The 19,125-nt window shown below is 69.1% G+C and carries 18 protein-coding genes; 10 read left to right on the top strand and 8 right to left on the bottom strand.

Annotated elements, in window-relative coordinates; genetic code table 11:
* The first annotated feature begins 304 nt into the window (after positions 1-304).
* Positions 305-745, top strand: coding sequence for a hypothetical protein (locus RTL41_RS09470; protein ID WP_312163670.1), 441 nt, complete (start codon positions 305-307; stop codon positions 743-745).
* A 10-nt stretch (positions 746-755) separates the two neighbouring features.
* Here the strand turns inward: RTL41_RS09470 and RTL41_RS09465 are convergent, their stop codons facing one another.
* From RTL41_RS09465 to RTL41_RS09450, 4 genes are all read right to left on the bottom strand, one after another.
* Positions 756-2,030, bottom strand: coding sequence for a DUF1254 domain-containing protein (locus RTL41_RS09465; protein ID WP_312163668.1), 1,275 nt, complete (start codon positions 2,028-2,030; stop codon positions 756-758).
* Positions 2,031-2,140: 110 nt separating this feature from the next.
* Positions 2,141-3,316, bottom strand: coding sequence for a class I SAM-dependent methyltransferase (locus RTL41_RS09460; protein WP_312163666.1), 1,176 nt, complete (start codon positions 3,314-3,316; stop codon positions 2,141-2,143).
* Positions 3,317-3,318: 2 nt separating this feature from the next.
* Positions 3,319-4,338 (bottom strand): UDP-glucose 4-epimerase GalE, encoded by a 1,020-nt coding sequence (galE, locus tag RTL41_RS09455; RefSeq protein ID WP_312163664.1) that lies wholly within the window; start codon positions 4,336-4,338, stop codon positions 3,319-3,321.
* Positions 4,328-5,455, bottom strand: coding sequence for a glycosyltransferase family 4 protein (locus RTL41_RS09450; RefSeq protein ID WP_312163662.1), 1,128 nt, complete (start codon positions 5,453-5,455; stop codon positions 4,328-4,330). Before RTL41_RS09450 ends, galE begins: the two co-directional genes overlap by 11 nt.
* A gap of 103 nt (positions 5,456-5,558) precedes the next feature.
* Between RTL41_RS09450 and RTL41_RS09445 the strand changes: the two genes are divergently transcribed.
* On the top strand, positions 5,559-6,629 hold the full coding sequence (locus RTL41_RS09445; protein WP_312163660.1) for a glycosyltransferase family 2 protein: 1,071 nt from the start codon (positions 5,559-5,561) through the stop codon (positions 6,627-6,629).
* On the opposite strand, the gene RTL41_RS09440 is transcribed toward RTL41_RS09445, so the two are convergent.
* On the bottom strand, positions 6,622-7,605 hold the full coding sequence (locus tag RTL41_RS09440) for an NAD-dependent epimerase/dehydratase family protein (RefSeq protein WP_312163658.1): 984 nt from the start codon (positions 7,603-7,605) through the stop codon (positions 6,622-6,624). The two genes, RTL41_RS09445 and RTL41_RS09440, sit on opposite strands and share 8 nt — an antisense overlap.
* A gap of 498 nt (positions 7,606-8,103) precedes the next feature.
* Between RTL41_RS09440 and RTL41_RS09435 the strand changes: the two genes are divergently transcribed.
* From RTL41_RS09435 to RTL41_RS09405, 7 genes are read left to right on the top strand one after another with little or no spacing between them, the layout of a single operon-like run.
* Positions 8,104-9,075 (top strand): glycosyltransferase, encoded by a 972-nt coding sequence (locus RTL41_RS09435; RefSeq protein ID WP_312163655.1) that lies wholly within the window; start codon positions 8,104-8,106, stop codon positions 9,073-9,075.
* Positions 9,072-10,064: a glycosyltransferase gene (locus RTL41_RS09430; RefSeq protein ID WP_312163653.1), complete on the top strand. Its 993-nt coding sequence runs from the start codon at positions 9,072-9,074 to the stop codon at positions 10,062-10,064. The genes RTL41_RS09435 and RTL41_RS09430 overlap by 4 nt, the downstream gene beginning before the upstream one ends.
* On the top strand, positions 10,061-11,080 hold the full coding sequence (locus RTL41_RS09425; RefSeq protein ID WP_312163651.1) for a Gfo/Idh/MocA family oxidoreductase: 1,020 nt from the start codon (positions 10,061-10,063) through the stop codon (positions 11,078-11,080). Before RTL41_RS09430 ends, RTL41_RS09425 begins: the two co-directional genes overlap by 4 nt.
* Positions 11,077-12,183, top strand: a complete 1,107-nt coding sequence (locus tag RTL41_RS09420) for an NAD-dependent epimerase/dehydratase family protein (RefSeq protein WP_312163649.1) — start codon at positions 11,077-11,079, stop codon at positions 12,181-12,183. Before RTL41_RS09425 ends, RTL41_RS09420 begins: the two co-directional genes overlap by 4 nt.
* The gene (locus tag RTL41_RS09415) at positions 12,180-13,148 is read left to right on the top strand and encodes a glycosyltransferase family A protein (protein WP_312163647.1); all 969 of its coding nucleotides are present in this window, start codon (positions 12,180-12,182) and stop codon (positions 13,146-13,148) included. Before RTL41_RS09420 ends, RTL41_RS09415 begins: the two co-directional genes overlap by 4 nt.
* A complete protein-coding gene (locus RTL41_RS09410) occupies positions 13,135-14,007 on the top strand; it encodes a glycosyltransferase family A protein (RefSeq protein ID WP_312163645.1) in 873 nt (290 codons plus the stop codon). Before RTL41_RS09415 ends, RTL41_RS09410 begins: the two co-directional genes overlap by 14 nt.
* Positions 14,007-14,978, top strand: a complete 972-nt coding sequence (locus RTL41_RS09405; RefSeq protein ID WP_312163643.1) for a glycosyltransferase — start codon at positions 14,007-14,009, stop codon at positions 14,976-14,978. The genes RTL41_RS09410 and RTL41_RS09405 overlap by 1 nt, the downstream gene beginning before the upstream one ends.
* Here the strand turns inward: RTL41_RS09405 and RTL41_RS09400 are convergent.
* The 3 genes from RTL41_RS09400 to RTL41_RS09390 are packed head-to-tail and all read right to left on the bottom strand — an operon-like array spanning position 14,951 to position 18,242.
* On the bottom strand, positions 14,951-16,081 hold the full coding sequence (locus RTL41_RS09400; protein WP_312163641.1) for a glycosyltransferase: 1,131 nt from the start codon (positions 16,079-16,081) through the stop codon (positions 14,951-14,953). The genes RTL41_RS09405 and RTL41_RS09400 overlap by 28 nt on opposite strands.
* Positions 16,082-16,110: 29 nt before the next feature.
* A complete protein-coding gene (locus RTL41_RS09395) occupies positions 16,111-17,376 on the bottom strand; it encodes an ABC transporter ATP-binding protein (RefSeq protein WP_312163638.1) in 1,266 nt (421 codons plus the stop codon).
* Positions 17,373-18,242: an ABC transporter permease gene (locus RTL41_RS09390; protein ID WP_312163636.1), complete on the bottom strand. Its 870-nt coding sequence runs from the start codon at positions 18,240-18,242 to the stop codon at positions 17,373-17,375. The genes RTL41_RS09395 and RTL41_RS09390 overlap by 4 nt, the downstream gene beginning before the upstream one ends.
* 181 nt (positions 18,243-18,423) lie before the next feature.
* On the opposite strand from RTL41_RS09390, the gene RTL41_RS09385 reads away from it, so the two are divergent.
* Positions 18,424-19,125, top strand: a complete 702-nt coding sequence (locus RTL41_RS09385) for a methyltransferase domain-containing protein (RefSeq protein ID WP_312163635.1) — start codon at positions 18,424-18,426, stop codon at positions 19,123-19,125.

Raw genomic sequence — 19,125 nt, 5'->3', positions numbered from 1 at the left:
GCCGACTGGAGAATTACAGCCATGGTCCGGCTTGGGCGGGTAAACAAGTGTAAATGCGCCGGAAGTTTACACCTGGAAGAGGGTGATCTGGACTACCGAGGAGACGCGCCGCCGCGTCTGGCGACCGGCCCGGCATGGGGGCGCAGCGTATTTGTCGACCCGTGGTGACCCTTATGAGTATCGCCGTCTACGTCACCGGCTTCCTGTTCGTCTGGCTCCTGATGGTGCTGTCGCTGGGCCTCGCGCTGAAGCGATGCATCGCCGCCGAACGAGGCGCGGACTCCGGGCGCTGACGGTGAAATTCGTGCAAGTTCCCCATCCCGGCTTCTCGCCGCAGGAGCACCTGACCTACTGGCTGCTGCGCCTGAGCGAGGCGCTGCACCGGCTGAACGAAGGCCTGCTGTGGGCGGGCTCCTCGCCGGGCGAGTTCGGCCAGTTGATGTCGGCGCCGTCGTTCAAGGCCAGTCCGCTGGCCATGGACGTGGCCCATGCCTCGCGCGCGATGCGGCGCTTCGCCGACCTGATGTTCGTGTCCGACCCCGACAGCCCGCGCACCGACGACCGCTCGGTCTGGGAAGACCTGATGCGGGCCCTGCGGGTGCTGCTGGCCGCCTGCGCCGAGCACAGCGAGCTCTGGATCGCGGGCGAGGACGCCGAGACGCTGAACCCGGTGCTGACCAGCGAACTGCGCAACACCGTCTATGCGGTCGAGCGGCTCTGCGGCCACTTCGAGCGGATCCACTAGGCGGCGCTGCCTATGCCGGCGTCACCGGCGGCAGGCGGTAGGCGCCTTCCAGCATCGCGGCCTTGGGCAGGTAGGCGCGCATGAACAGGGCGAAGGGGCTGTCGGGCGCAGGCAGCCAGTTGTTCTCGCGGCCCTCGCCCGGATGCTCGTGGCCGATCCAGATGTCGAGCGAGCCGTCGTCGTTGTAGGTCAGGCCCAGGGTGCGGTCGCCGATCGCGTAGCGGTCGAGCGGGTTGTCGGTGAAGAAGAACTGGCCGTCGGACGTCGCCTCATAGAGGCTGAGCGACCAGAAGCTGTCGACGGCCGGCAGGCGGTCGGCGGGGAAATGCAGGCGCCAGGCCTTGGCGCCGTCGTAGAGGCCGCGGCTTTCGCCCTTGCCGCGCATGTACATGGCCTCGACCGGCGGCAGGGCGGCGAGCCCGGCCAGGGCGACCGCGGCGCGGTAGCCGTAGCTCTGGCCGAAGTCGCCGAGGTCGGACCGCGGATAGGACCAGCCGTCGATCCAGTTGACGCCGCCGATGCCCGTGGTGCGGATCAGGGTCCTGGCCTGGGCGATGCCGGCCTCGATGGCGGCGGCCTGGTCGGCGCTGAAGCGGGCCGGGTCGAACTCGCCGCTCCCCAGCCCCAGGGGCGCGATGCGGCGCAACAGGGCCAGGTCGGTGATCGGCGGCGGGTTGGCGGCCATCAGGGCGTCGACGCTGGCGAAGTACTCGTTCCAGGGCGCGCTGCGGCGGGCGTGGGCCGGGGCCTCCGGCGCGGCGGGGCCCTGCAGGGAGATCCCGGCCTGGACGGCGCGGGCGGCCTCCAGGTCGAACGGGCCGTCGACCAGGATGCGGGCGAGCGCCCAGACGTGGTTGGTCGGCGATCGCAGGGTGTTGGCGCCCTCGGCGGCCTCGCCCGGACCGACCAGGCGGAAGGTCACGGCGTCCGGGCCGGTGGTGCGCGTGCCCAGGATGGCGAAGTTGTTGGTGTAGGCGTCCATCAGCGCCAGCGACAGGTAGCGCTCGCCGGCGGCGGGCAGGCTGATGGTGACCGGGCCGGCGCTGAGGTCGATCTGGCCGCTGGTGTAGAGGGTGTCGTTGTTGGGCGTGGTCACCGCCCGCATCTTGTGGGTGGCCAGGTTCCGCATGTGGCCGAAGGTGTTGATCGCGCCGCCGAAGCCGGCGGAGTTGGCGCGGGTGCTGGCGATCTCGATCAGGGGCAGGCCGAAGATCCAGGCCTCGCAGGCCGCCTCGCGCAGGCTGTCGAGTTCGGTGGTCGGCGCGGCGGCGGTCGTACCCGGCATATGAAGATGTCCCCGGCCGCGTGACGCTGAACGGCCGCCCTGCGGCGGTGGCGACCGGGCGCGCAACCTGCCCGGCGGGGCCTGGCCTGGCAATCGTGGGAAGCGCCCAGCTAGGTTTTACGCATCCAGAACGAGGCGCCGTAGAGGTTCAGGCCCTCCAGCGGGCCGCCGTGGAACAGCTCGGCCGCCCGGCCCGCGAGCGCGGCGTCCTGGCCCGCGAACCAGCAGGGGAAGAGGATGTCGAAGGACCCGCCGCCGAACAGCAGGGCGGCGGCCAGGAGATACTGCTCGTTCCAGAGCCGCGCGACGTGGCCGCCGATATAGTCCTCGGGCAGGTAGACGTCGTGGATCTGGACGATCACGCCGGGCTTCAGCCGCGGCAGGATGTCGAGGAAGAAGGCGGTGACGTCCGAGCCCTGGAAGGCGCGGTGCGAGGAGTCGAGGAAGAAGATGTCGCCGGGTTCGAGGACGTCGAACATCGCCGGGTCGCAGTTCTCCAGCGGCTTGCGCAGGATCTGGTCGCAGAGGGCGTCGATCTCGTTGCGCGGCTGGGGATCGATCGAGATCAGCTTGGTGCGCAGGCCATAGCGCGTCACCGCGCGGCGGGCGAACTTGGTCGAGACGCCCGACCCGACCTCGACGAAGCGGCTGGGGTTCAGGCGCCGCAGCATGTTCGTCAGGATCATGCCGTCCAGCGGCGGAAACCAGCCGTTCAGCCAGAACGGGGTGAGGGTGTCGTAGTGGCCGCCCCAGGGGATGTCGGCGAAGTCGGCCTGGATCTCGGCGACGCCGGCGAGCTGCTCGGCATAGGTCTCGCGGCCGGCCTCGATCAGCGCGAACAGTTGCGGGTGGGGCGGGCGCCCGCCGCCGTAGCGCACGCTCGCACGGTAGGGATAGTCGGCGAGCTTGAACTCGTGGACCGCCCGCTCGGTGGCGAAGGCGATGTCGGCCGGGGGCGGGGTGGGCGGCCCCTGCAGGGCGTGGCCGTAGGCCTCCGCGGCCTCCTGCTCGGCGCCCATGCGATGGAGGGCGGCGGCCAGGTCGCCCCAGGCCGGCGGCGGCGCCTGCGGATCGGCGGCGGCCTGGCGCAGGAGGTCCAGGCCCTCGTCGCGGCGGCCGAGCTTGAACAGGGTGACCCCCAGGAACCGCTGGGCATGAGGGTGGCCGGGCGCTTCGGCCAGCATCTGCCGGAAGATCAGTTCGGCGTGATGCAGGAAATGCTCGCGAAGCCGCAGGATCCCGACCTGCAGCAGGCGCTCGGGCTGGGGGGGGGCGGCCTGGGTCATGCTCAGGCCCGGCGCCGGACCAGTTCCTGCTCCCAGCGCAGCGCGTCGGCGACGATGACGGCGAGTTCGTCGTAGCGCGGCCGCCAGGCGAACTCGGACTTGATGCGCTGGTTGTCGGCGATGACCGAGCCGAGGTCGCCGGGCCGCCGGCCGCCGACGATGTACGGAATCGGGCGCCCCGCGACCTCGCTGACGGCGGTCACGACCTCCAGCACCGAATGCCCGCGGCCATAGCCGCAGTTGAGGACGTGGCTCCGGCCGGGATCGGCCAGCAGGCGCTCCAGGGCCAGCAGGTGGACCCGGGCCAGGTCGCTGACGTGGATGTAGTCGCGGACCCCGGTGCCGTCGGGGGTCGCGAAGTCGTCGCCGTGGATGGTCAGGGCCTCGCGCTTGCCCACGGCGACCTCGACGGCGGCCTTCATCAGGTGGGTCGCGCCGATGCCGGAGGGCCCGGCCCGGCCCAGGGCGTCGGCGCCCGCGACGTTGAAATAGCGCAGGGCGCAGTAGTTGAACTCGTCATGCGCGGCGGCGACGTCGGCCAGCATCCGCTCGGTCATCAGCTTGGAGCGGCCATAGGGCGTCTCCGGCTCCACGCGGTCGCGTTCGGAGACGGGGCCGTCCTCGGTGATCCCGTAGACGGCGGCGGTGGACGAAAACACGAAGTGGCGGACGCCCTCGCCGATGACGCTTTCCAGCAGCGAGCGGCTCGCGGCGGTGTTGTTGCGGTAGTATTTGAGCGGATCGATCACCGACTCCGGGGCGACCGTCGATCCGGCGAAGTGCAGCACGCCGCCGACGCCATGCTCGCGGATCGTCTTGCGGACCAGGGCGTCGTCTTCGACCGCGCCCTGGACGAAGTGCGCGCGGGGGTCGACCGCCCATCGAAAGCCGGTGACCAGGTTGTCGATCACGACCGTCGGATAGCCGTCGTCCAGCAGCTCCAGCACGGCGTGGCTGCCGATGTATCCCGCGCCCCCGGTGACGAGGATGGTGGGCTTGTGGCGTCCGGCGTCACTCGCCATTGGCTTTTCTCCCCAGGGATCGGAGCTCGGCCTCGACCGTCGCGCCCCAGACGTGCCAGCGAAGCCGGTCCTCGAACGCGGCCCGCGCGGCGCGGGTCATCTCCAGGTATCGCGGGCCGTCGGACCAGATCTCGCGGATTCCTTCCACATAGGCGTCGACGTCGGCCTCGGAGGCGAACAGCAGCCCGTTGGTTCCGTGCTGGATGATGGCGCTGACGCCGCCGGTGTCGCGGGCGATCGAGGGCAGGCCGAAAGCGCAGGCCTCGCAATAGACGAGGCCGAAGGCCTCCTGCTGGCTCGGCATGAACAGGAAGGAGGATTCCCGGAACAGGCTTTCCAGCAGCGCCGCCTGCTCGGGGTCGGTCTTGCTGAGGTGGCCGTGGTGGACGACGCCCTCGACCCCGAAGCTTTCCGAGGGCTTGCAGCCGACGATGTGGAGTTCGGCGTCGGCGATGTGGCGGCGCAACTGCTTGAACACCTTCAGCACCAGCGCGCCGCCCTTGCGGGGCCAGTCGTAGCCCACGAACAGGAGTTTCAGCTTGTCGCCCTGCTCGGTGCGCTCATAGGCGGCCGGTTCGATGTCGAAGTTGGCGCCCAGCGGCGCGACGCCGAAGCGGCTGGGCGGGACGTCGTAATATTCCGCCGCCGAGCGCGCGGCCCAGTCGGAGGTGAGCAGGATCGGCTGGTTGCGGTTGATCAGGTGCTTCTGCAGCGCGTTGCCGATCCGCCGGCTGCGCCCGTTGAGCAGCCGGTACTTCGGGTAATAGTCCACCAGCGGGCCGAACAGCGCGTCGGCCACATGGATCACGGGCCACTTGGGGTCGATATAGGCGACCTTGTGCGCCGCCCCGATCGAGACGACGACGTCGGCGTCGGCGTCGGTCAACTGCTTGTCCAGCCAGCGTGCGAAGGCCCGGGTCACGACCGGCTCGCGCGAGACCAGCACGCCGACCGCGGCGAGGCTGGAGGCGTAGCGCAGGCCTTCGTCGATCCGGGGGGTGTCGATGACCGTCAGATCGTTGAAGCGTCGCCGCAGCTCGCGCAGCGCATAGTAGGGTATCCCGCTCCAGGAGGAGCGGTTGAAGGGACTACCGAGCGAGACAAAGGCGATACGCACAATGACTCCCGATCAGCGACACATCGGCCCTAGGCCGTGGACGGCCGAAGGTATTTGAATAGTGTAGTTCGAAGTTTGCACGTTTTCACCGCGAAGTTGGCTGATGTCTGACCTGATCTCCGTCGTCGTTCCCGCCTACAACGCCGTACCGACGCTCGACGAAACGATGCGCTCGGTGCTGCGGCAGACGCATGCCGAACTCGAGGTCATCGTGGTCGATGACGGCTCGAAGGACGCGACGCGGCAGATGGCCGAGGCGTTCGCCGCCGAGGACGCCCGGGTGCGGGTCATCTCCAAGCCGAACGGCGGGGTGGCGGCGGCGCGCAACACGGGCATCGATGCGGCGCGCGGCGACTACATCGCGCTGCTGGACGCCGACGACCTGTGGCATCCCGACAAGCTGCGCCGTCAGCTCGAGCGCTTCCACAAGGGGCCCTCGACCCTGGGCCTGGTCTACAACTGGTATCGCCGGATCGACACCAGCGGCCGCGTCGTCGACCCGTCGGCCACGCCGATCGTGGAGGGCTGGGTGCTCTACCGGCATCTGGACTGGAACTTCGTGTCCAACGGCAGCACGCCGCTGATCCGGCGCAGCGCCCTGGGCGACATCCGGTTCGATTCCGCGCTGAACGCGGCGGGCAACCAGGGGTGCGAGGACTACCTGCTCCAGCTCCAGATCGCGCTCAAGCACCAGTTCGCCTGCGTTCCGGCCTATCTGACCGGATATCGGCGCACCGAGGGCGCCATGACCGGGGACGCCGGGCGGATGATCCGCTCGCACATCCACATGTACGAGGTCCTCTGGCCCGACCTGGATGCTGCGGGGCGAGAACTGGCGCGGCGCCGGATGGCGACCTTCCATGCCGAGTACGCCCGCAACCGCATCCGGCGCGGCAAGGTCGGGGAGGCGCTGAGCGCGGTCGGCCAGGCGTTCGCCCGCGACGCCGCGGGCGCGCCGCTCAAGCTGGCTGAGCAGGTGCGGCTGGGGTTGGTCTATCTCAGCCGAACGGGCGCGGCGGCGGAACATGGCGTCGATCCACGCCATTTCGACGCCTACTCCGAGACCGAAGTCGACACGGTTTGGGATTCGAGGCGCAGGCTTCAACGGTTCAAGAACCTCGCTGCGCTCGATGCGGCGTACGATCCGCGCATGGTGGGGCGTCCCGCTAGCTAGGCCCCATGAACAGCGGCGCCGGCGCGAGGGCTGGAGTCGTCTGCTTGCCGATCTGCACCTTGAACCAGTCGAGCGTGCGGCGAATCCCGTCTTCGTACGGGATGTCGGCCGACCAGCCCGGCAGGATCTGGTTCATCCGCGTCAGGTCGGGACGGCGGTTGGTCGGGTCCTGCGGCACCGGCGGCATGAACTCGATCGACGTGCCGGGCACCAGCTTGGTGATGTATTCGGCGACCTCCAGCACGGAGATCTCGCGGTCGTTGCCGACGTTCAGCGGGCCGCCGAAGGAGATGTTGTCGCGCCAGAAGAACCGCTCCAGCGCGTCGATGATGTCGTCGACATAGCCCCAGCTACGCGACTGCAGGCCATCGCCATAGACGGTGAGTTTGCCGGTGGTCAGGGCCTGGCCCAGGAAGTTCGACACCGCGCGGCCATCGTCGATGCGGGTCCGCGGTCCGTAGACGTTGAACAGGCGCACGATGCGGATGTCCGTGCCGTAGACGCGCTTGCACTCGAACAGCAGGGATTCGGTGCACCGCTTGCTCTCGTCGTAGGACGAGCGCGGGCCAGTGCAGTCGACCGAGCCGCGGTAGCTTTCGGGCTGCGGGGAGATCAGCGGGTCGCCGTAGACCTCGGAGGTCGAGGCGAAGCAGAAGCGGCCGCCCTTGGCCAGCAGGTTCCGCAGGTTCAGCGCCCCGCCGAGATTGGCCTGGATGACGCCCACCGGGTCGCGCATGTACCACGGCGGCGAGGCCGGCGAGGCGAGATGGATGATCTCGTCGAAGCGCTCGGACGTCGCGAAGCTCTCGGCCGGGCTGACCTCGATGTGCAGCCGCGGATCGGAGATGTGCTTCAGGTTGTCGCGCGTGCCGGTCCATAGGTTGTCGACCACCAGAATCCGGTCGACGTCGGACCGCAGCAGCAGGCGATCGACAAGGTGCGAACCAAGGAATCCACACCCACCAGCAACGAGCACTGCCTTTCCCACATTCACCCCCAGTTGTGAACGGTAGATCTGAGCGTCGCCCAAAAAGGTCCGCTTCGACGCCCCGCCAGTCGGAACAGTCGGCTTCCTTAAGTCAGGCTAGGCCAGAGATACGCATTAATCCGAGACTTATAGACTGTACACTAGTCGATTTACGATCTGATACATCAGGAAAAAACGCCATTCCCCATTTTGGAGAAATTCCAGCGAATGCACACCTTAACGGCGCGGGGTTTCTGAGGTCTTACAGTCGAGGTAGATATCACCTCGTCACAAGTGGGTGTGATTGTCCGGACGTTTCTTTGTTTCGGGAAATCTGCGCGCGTCCTGATCGTGCCCGGGGCGGCGGCAGGTTTCGTCGTTACGGACGCGATGCGGACACACTTTTAACATTTCGTGGCCTAAATTCGGAAACTCCCGCCTCGGGCGCGGCATCTTTAAGTTGTCGATGGGGGCGGGGTCCAGGGGCGAGCGTCACGCGAGATACTGATGGTATGCGAACGGGCAAAATTGTCGCTGCAGTTGTCCTCTGACGGTGAAGCCTCGGAGCGCGTCGACGTAAGTGTTCTCTTAATTACCTATAACCACGCAGATTATATTGCGAAATCACTTGACGGAGTTCTCGCGCAGAACACCGACAAGACGGTCGAGTTGATCGTCAGCGAGGACTGTTCGACGGACGCCACGCCCACGATTCTGGCAGGCTATCTTGAGCGGCATCCGCAGATCCGCGTGCTGGCGTCTCCGGAAAACCTGCGCTCCAACGAGGTGGTCGCCCGCGCGATCCGGGCGGCGCGGGGACGCTATATCTGCCTGCTGGACGGCGACGACTACTGGACCGACCCGGGCAAGATTCAGCGCCAGGCCGACATGCTGGACGCCGACCCGGCGCTGGCGGCGGTGTTTCACAACGCCTTGATCGACGACGGGATGGGCGCGCCGTCCAGGCGTTGGACGCCGGCCGAGCAGAAGGCGGTCTCGGGCCGCGACGACCTGTGGGACGGCAATCCGTTCGCGACCTGCGCGGGGATGCTGCGCCGCGAGGCGCTGAGCGACCTCGGGGCGTGGTATGCCGACTTCTTCCCGATCACCGACTGGCCGCTCTACATCCTTTGCGCCGCGAAGGGGCCGATCGCGTTCGTCGACGAGCCGGTCGGCGGCTACCGCCTGCACGCCGGCGGGATGTTCTCGTCGCTGCCGGGCGGCGAGAAGCTCGATCGCACCGAGGGTTTCTATCGGCGCATGCGGGCGGTCGTGCCCCCCAGCCAGCGCCGCGCGGCGAGTGCGGGGGCGAGCCGCTACTTCTTCGACTGGGCCGAGGTCTACGCCCAGCGCGGCGAGATCGGGATGGCCCGCGACTGCCTGCGCAGGGCGTTGCGGGCGGGAGGCGTGAGCCAACTGGGCGTGCGCAGGTTCCTGCGTGCGGCGCGGAACGCATGGCTGGCGGGGGAACGCCGATGAGCCGCCCCCTGGAACAGCGGGCGCAGATCGCGCCGGTCACAGACGGCCTGCCGCGGCCGACCTGGTCGGTGATGATCCCGACCTACAACTGCGCGCGCCTGCTGGGCGAGACCCTGCAAAGCGTGCTCGACCAGGCTCCGGGCCCCGGCGAGATGCAGATCGAGGTGGTCGACGACGGTTCGTCCGACGATCCCGAGGCGGTGGTTCGCGCGGTGGCGGGCGACCGGGTCGTCTTTCACCGCCAGCCGCAGAACGTCGGGCATATCCGCAATTTCGCCACCTGCCTGAACAGGGCGCGGGGGCGCTATGTCCATCTGCTTCACGGCGACGACCGGGTCGAGCGGGGTTTCTACGCCGCCCTGCAGGCCGGGTTCGAGGCCGCGCCCGAGGTCGGAGCCGCGTTCTGCCGGCATCGGTTCATCAACGTCCAGAGCCGTGAAATCTCCATCCCGGAGCCCGAGCAGCCGTCGCCCGGGGTGTTGGCCGGCGGCGTGGAGCGGCTGGCCGAAGAGCAACGGATCATGACCCCGTCGATCGCCGTGCGGCGCGAGGCCTATGAGAAGCTGGGCGGGTTCGACCCGCGGCTCGCCTGTTCGGAGGACTGGGAGATGTGGGTGCGCATCGCCGCGCACTATCCGGTCTGGTACGAGCCCTCGGTGCTGGCGGGCTATCGCATGCACCAGGAATCCAACACCGGGCGTCACTACCGGATGGCCGAGGAACTGGGCTACACGCGCCGGGCCATCGAGATCTTCGCCGACTATCTGCCGCCGCAGAAGGCGCGCGCCATCGTGCGCCGGGCCCGGTTGACCTATGCCGACACCGCCCTCAACAATGCGCGCCAACTGGCGCGGTCCGGCGATCTGCGAGGCATGCAGGCGCACCTGATGGAAGCGATCAAGATGAGCTCCAGCCCCACCGTGCTGCGCCGGGCCGCGAAGATCGCGTTCACCCTCAATCTCAACGCCGGCAGCGCGGACGCCGCATGATCCGCATCGGACTGTCGGGGTGTGGCGCGGTCAGCGAGCGCTACTATGTCCCTGCGCTTCAGGCGCTGCAGGCGGAGGGGCGCGGGCAACTGGTCGCCGCCTTCGATCCCGACCACGCAGCGCTGGCCTCGATCTGCGGGCGGCTGCCCGGGGCGCAGGCCTGCCGCAGCTATGCAGAACTGCTGGCCGCCGGGCCCGAGCTGATCCTGGTCGCCTCGCCGCCTCGCTGGCATGCGGGGCAGGCGGCCGAGGCGCTGGCCAAGGGCGTCGCGGTCCATTGCGAGAAGCCGCTCGCCATGTCGGCCGAAGAGGCCGCGACGATGATCGCCGCCGCCCACGCCGCCCGCCGGCCGCTGACCGAGGGCCTGGTGAGGCGTCAGTTTCCGGCGGTGCGGGCGATCGCCGACCTGCTGGAACGCGGCGTGATCGGCCCGCTGGCCAGCGTCGAGGTCTTCGAAGGCGGCCCGTTCGACTGGCCGGTCAGTTCGCCGGCCTATTTCAGCCGCGCCGAGAGCGGCGGCGGGGTGCTGCGCGACCTTGGCCCGCATGTGTTCGACCTGCTGATCGGCTGGCTGGGCGAGCCCGAACTGGTCGCTTACCAGGACGACGCCCAGGGCGGAGTCGAGGTCAACGCCCAGGCGCGGCTGGCGTTCGGCGACGTGGCCGCGAAGGTGCGCTTCAGCCGCGACTGGTCGCGGCCCAACCGGTTCGTGTTCCAGGGCGCGGCGGGGCGGATCGTGTGGACGTCCTACGAGACCGATCGGCTGGAGCTGATCCTCGACGGGGCGCCGTTCACCAGCACCCTTCTCCTGGAGGAGACCGGCGGCGGACCGGCGGCTGACTTCCAGGGCGCCTTCACCAACCAGTTGCGTCTGGCGCTCGAAGGGATCGGACGGGCGGACGCCGAGGGCTCGCCCCTGGACCCCGGCGTCGGCGCGCTGCGGCTGATCGATCTCTGCTATGCGCGCAGGGCGCCGCTGTCTGAGCCCTGGCTCGTCAATGAGCAGATCGCATGATGCGGGTGGCTGTGCTCGGAGCCAACGGCTTCGTCGGAAATCGCATCGTCGAGATGCTGCATCTGTCGGGCGCCGCGCAGGTGCGGCCCATCGTGCGGCGCGCGGCGGCGGCGGCGCTGCCGCGCCGTTTCGACCTCGACGTCAGGGTCGCCGACGCCGCCGATCGGCCGGGGCTGGCCCTGGCGCTGCAGGACTGCGACGTCCTGGTCGTCGCGGTGGCGGGCGATCCCGAGACGATCGTCGGAACGGTGGAGCCGGTCTATCAGGCCGCGCAGGACGCCGGGGTCAGGCGGCTGGTCTATCTGAGCAGCGCCTCGGTGCATGGCCAGGCGCCGGCGGCCGGGGTGAACGAGGACAGCCCGCTCAGCGACCGCCAGCCGATGGCCTACAACAACGCCAAGGTCAGGGCCGAACAGGCGCTGGCGCGCCTGCGGCTGGCCGGGCGCGTCGAGACCGTGGTCCTGCGGCCGGGGATCGTCTTCGGGCCGCGCTCGCAGTGGGTCGGGGGCTGGGCCGACGAGCTGCTGTCGGGGCAGGCCTATGTGGTGGACGGCGCGAGGGGCGCCTGCAACTCCATCTATGTCGACAACCTGGTGCACGCCGTCATGCTGGCCGCCGTCTCCGAGCGGGCCGACGGCCGGGTCTATCTGGTCGGCGACCGCGAGCAGCCGTCCTGGCGCGATCTCTACGGCCCGATTACCGAGGCGCTGGGGAGGTCGCTGGATCAGTTGCCTGATCGTCCGGCCTCGGCCGCCGTCGGCGAGGCGGCGCCCTCGCGCCTGCAGGCTCTGCGGCGCGCGGCCCCGGTGAAAGCGCTGGCCCGTCTGCTGCCCCGTCCGGTCCGCGTCGGCGTCGGCGCTGGACTGAACGCCTATCGCGCCAGATCCGGCGTGTCGTCGGGAGGACGATCCACGGAACCGGCCGTCTCGCTGGAGCGCGCCTTGCTGCAGACCGGCGCGGTCCAGATTCCATGGATTCGCGCTGAGGTGGAACTGGGTTATGCTCCCGTCGTATCGTTCGACGAAGGCTTGCGTCGATCCATCGCGTGGCTCGAATACGCAGGCTATCCGGTCGTTTCGGCGAAAGGCAGGGCGGGGCGATGACTTCCAGCGTAGCGGTAATCATTCCGACCTATAACCACGCGCACTACCTGGCCGCGGCGATCGAGAGTTCGCTGAAGCAGACCCCGCCGCCGCGGGAAGTGATCGTCGTCGACGACGGCTCCAGGGACGACCCGGCGGCGGTGACGGCGCTCTATCCGTCGGTGAAGCTGATCCGGCAGGAGAACCAGGGCCTGGCGGCGGCGCGCAACACCGGCATGCGGGCCTCGTCGAGCCAGTACCTGGTGTTCCTGGACGCCGACGACCAACTGCTGCCCGACGCCCTGGCCAAGCAACTGGAGCTGTTCGCAGAGCATCCCGACTGCGGCATGGTCTATGGCTCGTACTGCTATGTCGACGCGGTGACGCGCGAGATCACCAACGCCACGCCGTTCCCGCCGGGCGAGGACCCGTTCGCCACCTTCCTGCGCTGCAACTGCATCGGCATGCACGCGACGGTCATGTACCGCCGCGACCGGCTGGAGGCGGCCGGCGCCTTCGATCCGACGCTGAGGGCGTGCGAGGACTACGACGTCTATCTGCGGATGGCGCGGGACTACGCCATCGCCGCGCGGCCGGACATGATGGCCGAGTACTGGCAACACGACGGGAACATGTCCCGGGACTCGGCGATGATGCTGCGTTCGGTGCTCGGCGTGCTGAGGCGCTATCGCAGCGCGGCCGACGAGCGGCCCGAATGGCGCGCCGCCGTGCGCGAGGGCGAGGCGCGCTGGATCCGGTTCTATGCCGACACCTGGCTGACGACCCTGCTGGCCAACCGTCGGGCGGCGGCGATCATGCCGCTGCTGGGCCAGGCGGTCGGCATCACCAAGATCGCGCCCCGCGCCCTGCCGGCCAGCGCCATGCGGATGGCGATCGGCCATGCGCGGCAGATGGCCGGCGCGGCGCGATCGGCGCTTCGCCGCCGCCTGACCCAACGGGCGGGAGGTCCGAATGGCCCCGCCTAGGGTCAGCGTCATCATCATTGTCTTCAACGGTGAGACCTACCTGGCGGAAGCGATCGACAGCGTGCTGGGCCAGACCTTCACCGACTTCGAGCTGCTGATCGTGGACGACGGGTCGACCGACGCCAGCCGCGAGATCTCTGCGGCCTATGTCGAGGCCCACCCGGGCCGGGTCAGGCTGTTGCGGCATCCCGAGGGGGCCAATCGCGGCATGAGCGCGACCCGGAACCTGGGGCTCGCCCATGCGCAGGGAGACCTCGTCGCCTTCCTCGACGCCGACGACGTCTGGGTTCCGGGCAAGCTGGCCGACCAGGTGGCGATCCTGGAGCGCGAGCCCAGCGCCGGGATGGTCTATGGCCGGGCCCTGATCTGGCACGATTGGCGTCCCGACGCGGTCGAGCAGGACTTCGTCTACGACCTGGGCGTGGAGCCCGACCAGATCTATCGGCCGCCGCACCTATTCCACCTGCAGTTGAAGAACGTCTACCAGACCCCGACCTCCAGCGGTTCGCTGCTGCGCAAGTCGCTCGTCGACGAGGTCGGCGGGTTCGAGGCCGCCTTCAAGGGCATGTTCGAGGACCAGGTGTTCTACGCCAAGGCGCTGCTGGCGGCGCCGACCTATGTGGCCGATGCAGTCTGGTTCAAGTATCGCCAGCACCCGACCAGCGCGACTGCGACCTCGGCGGCGGCGGGCGCCGACGATCGCGCGCGGCTGCGCTACCTGACCTGGCTCTCGCGCTATCTCGCCAACCGGCGCGCCGACCCGGAGGCCCAGCGGGCCGTGCGCAGGACGATCGCGGACCTGCGGCTTTCGCGGGCCAAGGGCTTCGCCCGCCGCGTGCTTCGCAAGGTGCGCCGCTGATGGCCGAAGTGTCGGTGATCACGCCGTTCCTGAACGCCGAGGTCTATCTGGAGGAGGCGATCGCCTCGGTGCGCGCCCAGACCTTCGAGGATTGGGAGCTGCTGCTGGTCGACGACGGCTCGACCGACGCCAGCCCGGCCATGGCCGCAGCCGCGGCCGCAGCCGATCCCCGGATCAAGGTGCTGGCGCCCGACCCGGACCGGCGCGGCGCGGCGGCGGCCCGCAACCGCGGCATGGCGCAGGCGCGCGGCCGGTTCATCGTGTTCCTCGACGCCGACGACCTGTTCGAACCCACCAAGCTCAGCTTCGAGCTTTCGATGTTCGATCGCGCGCCGCAGGCGGCCTGGGTCTATGGGCCGACCCTTTGGTGGTGGGAGGGCGAGGCCCCGCGGACCTGGACCGAGAACATGCGCCCCTTCGCCGGCCGCGTGCACCCGGCGCCCGAACTGCTGAAGCGGGTGCTGCTGGGGCAGCGCGGCGATGTGCCGTGCACCTGCGCGGTGATGATCCGCCGCTCGGCGATCGAGGAGGTCGGCGGCTTCGAGGAGGCGTTCGAGCTCTACGAAGATCAGAGCCTGTGGGCCAAGCTGCTGTTGCGCCACCCGGTCTATGTCACCGACCAGGTCCAATCGCGCTATCGCCAGCATCCGGAGTCGACCTCGACCAAGGCCACGCAGGCCGGCGACTACGAGCGCTATCGCCCGCACGCGGCGCGGATCGCGTTCCTGCGCTGGGCGGCCGAGCATGCGCAGGCCAGCGGGCGGATGACCCCGTCACTGGCCCGCGCGTTCCGGATGGCCTTCGCGCCCTATGACGATCCGGCCTGGCCGCTGGGACCTGGCGATCGCATCGCCATCGCCGCGCGGCGCGCCGGGGACTTCGCGGTGCGGACCCGGCGAGCGGCGAGGCGCAAGGCCCGCCAACTGGTCGGGCGCCAGGACGTTCAGCCGCGCCAGGGGCCGGTGAGGTAGTAGCCGAGGCCCGAGACGAAGCCGCGGATCTCGCGGCCCAGGAAGCGGTCGCGCGGGTAGGCGCGCTTCAGCAGTCGGCGGCCGTACCAGAGCGGCAGGCCCAGGAGGGCGCGGCGCAGATTGGCGATGCGTCTGGTGCGTTCGAACTGCACCAGCAGCGCCGCAGCGTGGCCGCGCATGTAGTGGAACAACTGGCTCGCCAGGCCCTCGTCCGAGGCCCGGTGGTAGTGAAAGGCGACGGCGGTGGGCTCGTAGCGGCAGGCGTAGTCGTTGGCCAGCAAGCGGTACCAGTATTCGGAATCGCCCGAGCAGCCGGCCCGTCCGACATCCAGCCGCTCGTCGAAGCCGCCGACCTTGTCGAAGACCTCGCGGCGGAACGCCATGCTGGCGCCGGCGCCGATCTCCCAGGCCGGGAAGGTCTCGCGCCGGGCCCGGAAGGCCTCGGGCGTGAACTCCTTGCGCTCGTAGCCGCGCGCGAAGCTCCAGAAGGTCTCGAAGTGGTGCTGCGCCGGGGTCTCCAGCACGGCCGGCAGGACCAGGCCGGTGACGGCGCCGATCCGCGGCGCATCGAACGCGGCCACGATGTTCTCGAGCCAGGCCGGATGGAGCAGGACGTCGTCGTCCGTATAGACGACGATCTCGCCGCGGGCCTTCGCCGCGCCGGTGTTGCGCGCATAGTCCAGGCCGGGCCGGTCCTCGCGGACATAGACCGCGTTCGCCGCCAGGGCGTTGAGGCGGGTCACGTCGCTCGTCGAGGCGTTGTCGACGACGATGACCTCCAGCGGCTGCAGGGTCTGGCTGGGCAGGGACGAGAGGCAGCGGCGCAGCTCGTCGGGGCGGTCACGCGTGCAGATGACGACGCTGGCGGTGGGAAGCGCCCGGTCCTGGGCGGGCGGGCGGGCGACGCGCGGCCGGGGCGCCGGGGGCACGCGGCGGACCACGCCGTCGCCGCCGGTGAAGACATGGCCGACGGGCAGGCCCTCGCTCCAGAACACGGTCATCCACGCGCCGTCGTCCGGCTCGGGTCCGTCGGCGAGATGACGATGGCTGACGCCCGGCGTGGCGACGCCGGCGCCGATCGGGGTCTGCGGCGTATCGGACACGCGGGTCGCCTTCCCGGTCATGCGCGGGGTCAGATGACTTCAAGGGGCATGGCTTCGCCCCGCCATTCGAAGTGCGGCCGCAGGACGCCCTCCCACTCGCCGTACCAGCCCTGGCGATCACGGTCGCTGTCCAGCAGCTCGAAGACCAGTACGTCGTGCAGGTCGAGCACCTCCTCGTCGTCCTGGCGCAGGGTGAGGTGCAGCCGATATTCGCCGGCGTTCAACAGCTCGCCCGGGATGTGGCAGCTTATCCGCCGGCGGCCGGGCGTCTGGGCCCAGAGCGACTGGTGGCTGCTGACGTCGAAGACGATGACGCCGTCGCGGTTGGTCAGGCGCATGTCGAAGCGCAGGCGCTGCGGGCCGCCGGTCCACTCGTAGTCGAAGGCGATCCTGAAGGGCGTGTTGACGTCGATCAGCCGCGAGCGCTCTTCGCTGAACGACAGGGCCTGTACGGCCAGCAGCCTGGCCGATCCGCCGACCGGCGCCTTGTCCGGATCCCAGCGGCGCATGCCGGAGGGGCCGTCGGCGCCCGCGCGCAGGTAGGCCGACAGGACATCGTGGGTGCGGCCGTCGGCGGTCACCTTGCCGCCCTGGAGCAGGATCGAGCGCGGGCACAGCGACTGGATGGCGGCGATGTTGTGGCTGACGAATAGCACGGTCCGGCCGTCGTGGGCCATCTCGCCCATGCGGGCCAGGCACTTCTGCTGGAAGCCGACGTCGCCGACCGCCAGCACCTCGTCGATCAGCAGGATGTCGGTCTCCAGGTGCGCGGCGACCGCGAAGGCCAGGCGCGTGTACATGCCGCTGGAGTAGCGCTTGACCGGGGTGTCGATGAAGGCGGCGACCTCGGCGAACTCGACGATCTCGTCGAAGCGCTGGGCGATCTGCTGGCGCCTCATGCCCAGGATGGCGCCGTTCAGGAAGATGTTGTCGCGGCCCGAGAGCTCGGGGTGGAAACCGGTGCCGACTTCCAGCAGCGAGCCCACATGGCCGCGGAAACGGATCTCGCCGCTGGTGGGTTCGGTGATCTGCGAAAGGATCTTCAGCAGGGTGCTCTTGCCGGCCCCGTTCTTGCCGATGACGCCGACGATCTCGCCCCGCGTCACCTCGAAGGAGACGCCCTGGAGCGCCCAGAAGTCCTCAGGCCGCGGGGGGCGCTCGCCGCGCAGCATCTGGGGAAGGCGCTCGACCCCCTGGGCGATGGTCTGGCGCAGGTTCGAAGGCCCCGCGCCGCCCAGGCGATAGCGCTTGGTGACGTCGTCGACCTTGATCGCCCATGGCCGTTCGTTCTTCATATGATGTCCGCGAAGCTGCTTTCGATCCTTCGGAACACGAAGAAACCGATGACCAGCAGGACCAGGGCGCTGGCGGTGGAGATGGCGACCAGGGCGAAGGGGAACGGACCGGTGCCCAGCAGCGCCCAACGGTAGCCCTCGACGACCCCGGCCATGGGGTTGAGGCCCAGCAGCGGGCGCCATTGGGCCGGGGCCATGCTGGCCGGATAGGCCACCGGCGTCGCGAACATCCAGAGCTGGACGAGCAGGGGCATCATCTGACGCACGTCGCGGAAGCGCACGTTGATCGCCGCCAGGCCCGATCCGATGCCCAGGGTGGCGATGACGGCCAGCAGGGTGAAGGGGATGACGAACACCGCCTTCCAGGTCGGCCAGACGCCGTAGAAGGCCAGCACCAGGAGCAGGAAGCCGAAGGCGATGGCCAGGTCGGCCAGGCCGCGCACCGCCGCGGCGATCGGCAGGATCAGGCGCGGGAAATAGACCTTCTCGATCAGTTGGGTGTTGCCGATCAGGCTGCCGACGGCGCCCGATATCGACTGGCTGAAATAGGTCCAGATCACCAGCGCCGTGAAGCTGAAGAGCGGATAGGGGACGCCGTCGGACGGAAGCTTGGCCAGCTTCCCGAACACGAAGGTGAAGGCGATCATGGTCGCCAGCGGCTGGATGATCGCCCAGGCCCCGCCCAGCACCGTCTGCTGGTAGCGGACCTTGAGGTCACGCCAGACGAGGAAGGCTATGAGGTCGCGATAGAGCAGGAGCTCGCCGAGATTCAGCGAGCGCCAGCCGCGCGTCGGGCGCACCACCGTCTCCCGAAGCACGTGCGGGGAGGCAGGCTCGCTGTTCTGGACTGCGGCGCCGTTCGCCATGCCGTTACGAACTCCTTTGCGGTCGCCGAGCTTTGGCCGAGCTGGGCGCCTGCATCAAGACACCAGTTGCCAACGCTTGGAGCATGACCGATGCTTAGGGAGTGTTAATGTTGAAGCGCAATCGTCAATTGCTGCTTTGCGTTGGTTTATTGCTTCCCGTCACTTTTTGAGGATCGCTGTGTTGTTGGACAGCCGCCGCCGTCGTGCCTTGCTGGGCAAATTTGATCGCCGTTTCGGCGCGGGACTGTTCCTCAGGTTTCTGACGACGGAGCCCGTCAGCCGCAGGTTCGGCTATGATCGGGGCACGCCGATCGATCGATACTACATCGAGAACTTCCTTCGCCGGAACGCCGCGGACATCAGCGGCCGGGCGCTGGAGATCGGCGATGCGAGCTATTGCCGCCAATTCGGCGGCGCGCAGGTGACGCGCCAGGAGGTGCTGCACGTCAAGGCCGGCAACCCCGAGGCGACGATCGTCGGCGACCTGTCGGAACCGGGCGTGCTGCCGGAGGGCGGGCTGGACTGCATCGTCCTGACCCAGACCCTGCACCTGATCTACGACATGAAGGCCGCGGTCGAGGGGATCTGGCGCGGCCTGAAGCCGGGCGGCGGCGTCGCCCTGGTGACCGTGCCGGGCATCAGCCCGGTGGCTGAGGACGAGTGGGGAACCACCTGGTACTGGTCGCTGACCGCGCTGTCGGCCAAGCGGCTGTTCGGGGAGGTGTTCGGGCCCGAGAACGTCGAGGTCGAGACCTTCGGCAACGCCTTCTCCGCCACGGCCTTCCTGCAAGGCCTGGCGCATGAGGAAGTGAGCAAGGGCAAGCTCGACGTGGTCGACGACGGCTATCCGGTGACGATCACCATCCGCGCGCGCCGCGCCTGA

It is taken from the genome of Phenylobacterium sp., from assembly GCF_031984885.1.
Taxonomy (GTDB): Bacteria; Pseudomonadota; Alphaproteobacteria; order Caulobacterales; family Caulobacteraceae; genus Phenylobacterium.
The sequence above is the reverse complement of the archived record's forward strand: the minus strand, read 5'-3'. Positions and strand labels throughout refer to the sequence as shown.

What these genes read in the sequence shown, in the direction of transcription:
- RTL41_RS09405 (WP_312163643.1), top strand. Translation starts at nt 14,007, where the DNA reads ATGGCCGAAGTGTCGGTGATCACGCCGTTCCTGAACGCCGAGGTCTAT.
- RTL41_RS09395 (WP_312163638.1), bottom strand. Translation starts at nt 17,376, where the DNA reads ATGAAGAACGAACGGCCATGGGCGATCAAGGTCGACGACGTCACCAAG.
- galE (WP_312163664.1), bottom strand. Translation starts at nt 4,338, where the DNA reads ATGGCGAGTGACGCCGGACGCCACAAGCCCACCATCCTCGTCACCGGG.
- RTL41_RS09445 (WP_312163660.1), top strand. Translation starts at nt 5,559, where the DNA reads ATGTCTGACCTGATCTCCGTCGTCGTTCCCGCCTACAACGCCGTACCG.
- RTL41_RS09390 (WP_312163636.1), bottom strand. Translation starts at nt 18,242, where the DNA reads ATGGCGAACGGCGCCGCAGTCCAGAACAGCGAGCCTGCCTCCCCGCAC.
- RTL41_RS09425 (WP_312163651.1), top strand. Translation starts at nt 10,061, where the DNA reads ATGATCCGCATCGGACTGTCGGGGTGTGGCGCGGTCAGCGAGCGCTAC.
- RTL41_RS09420 (WP_312163649.1), top strand. Translation starts at nt 11,077, where the DNA reads ATGATGCGGGTGGCTGTGCTCGGAGCCAACGGCTTCGTCGGAAATCGC.
- RTL41_RS09435 (WP_312163655.1), top strand. Translation starts at nt 8,104, where the DNA reads ATGGTATGCGAACGGGCAAAATTGTCGCTGCAGTTGTCCTCTGACGGT.
- RTL41_RS09415 (WP_312163647.1), top strand. Translation starts at nt 12,180, where the DNA reads ATGACTTCCAGCGTAGCGGTAATCATTCCGACCTATAACCACGCGCAC.
- RTL41_RS09410 (WP_312163645.1), top strand. Translation starts at nt 13,135, where the DNA reads ATGGCCCCGCCTAGGGTCAGCGTCATCATCATTGTCTTCAACGGTGAG.
- RTL41_RS09465 (WP_312163668.1), bottom strand. Translation starts at nt 2,030, where the DNA reads ATGCCGGGTACGACCGCCGCCGCGCCGACCACCGAACTCGACAGCCTG.
- RTL41_RS09460 (WP_312163666.1), bottom strand. Translation starts at nt 3,316, where the DNA reads ATGACCCAGGCCGCCCCCCCCCAGCCCGAGCGCCTGCTGCAGGTCGGG.
- RTL41_RS09430 (WP_312163653.1), top strand. Translation starts at nt 9,072, where the DNA reads ATGAGCCGCCCCCTGGAACAGCGGGCGCAGATCGCGCCGGTCACAGAC.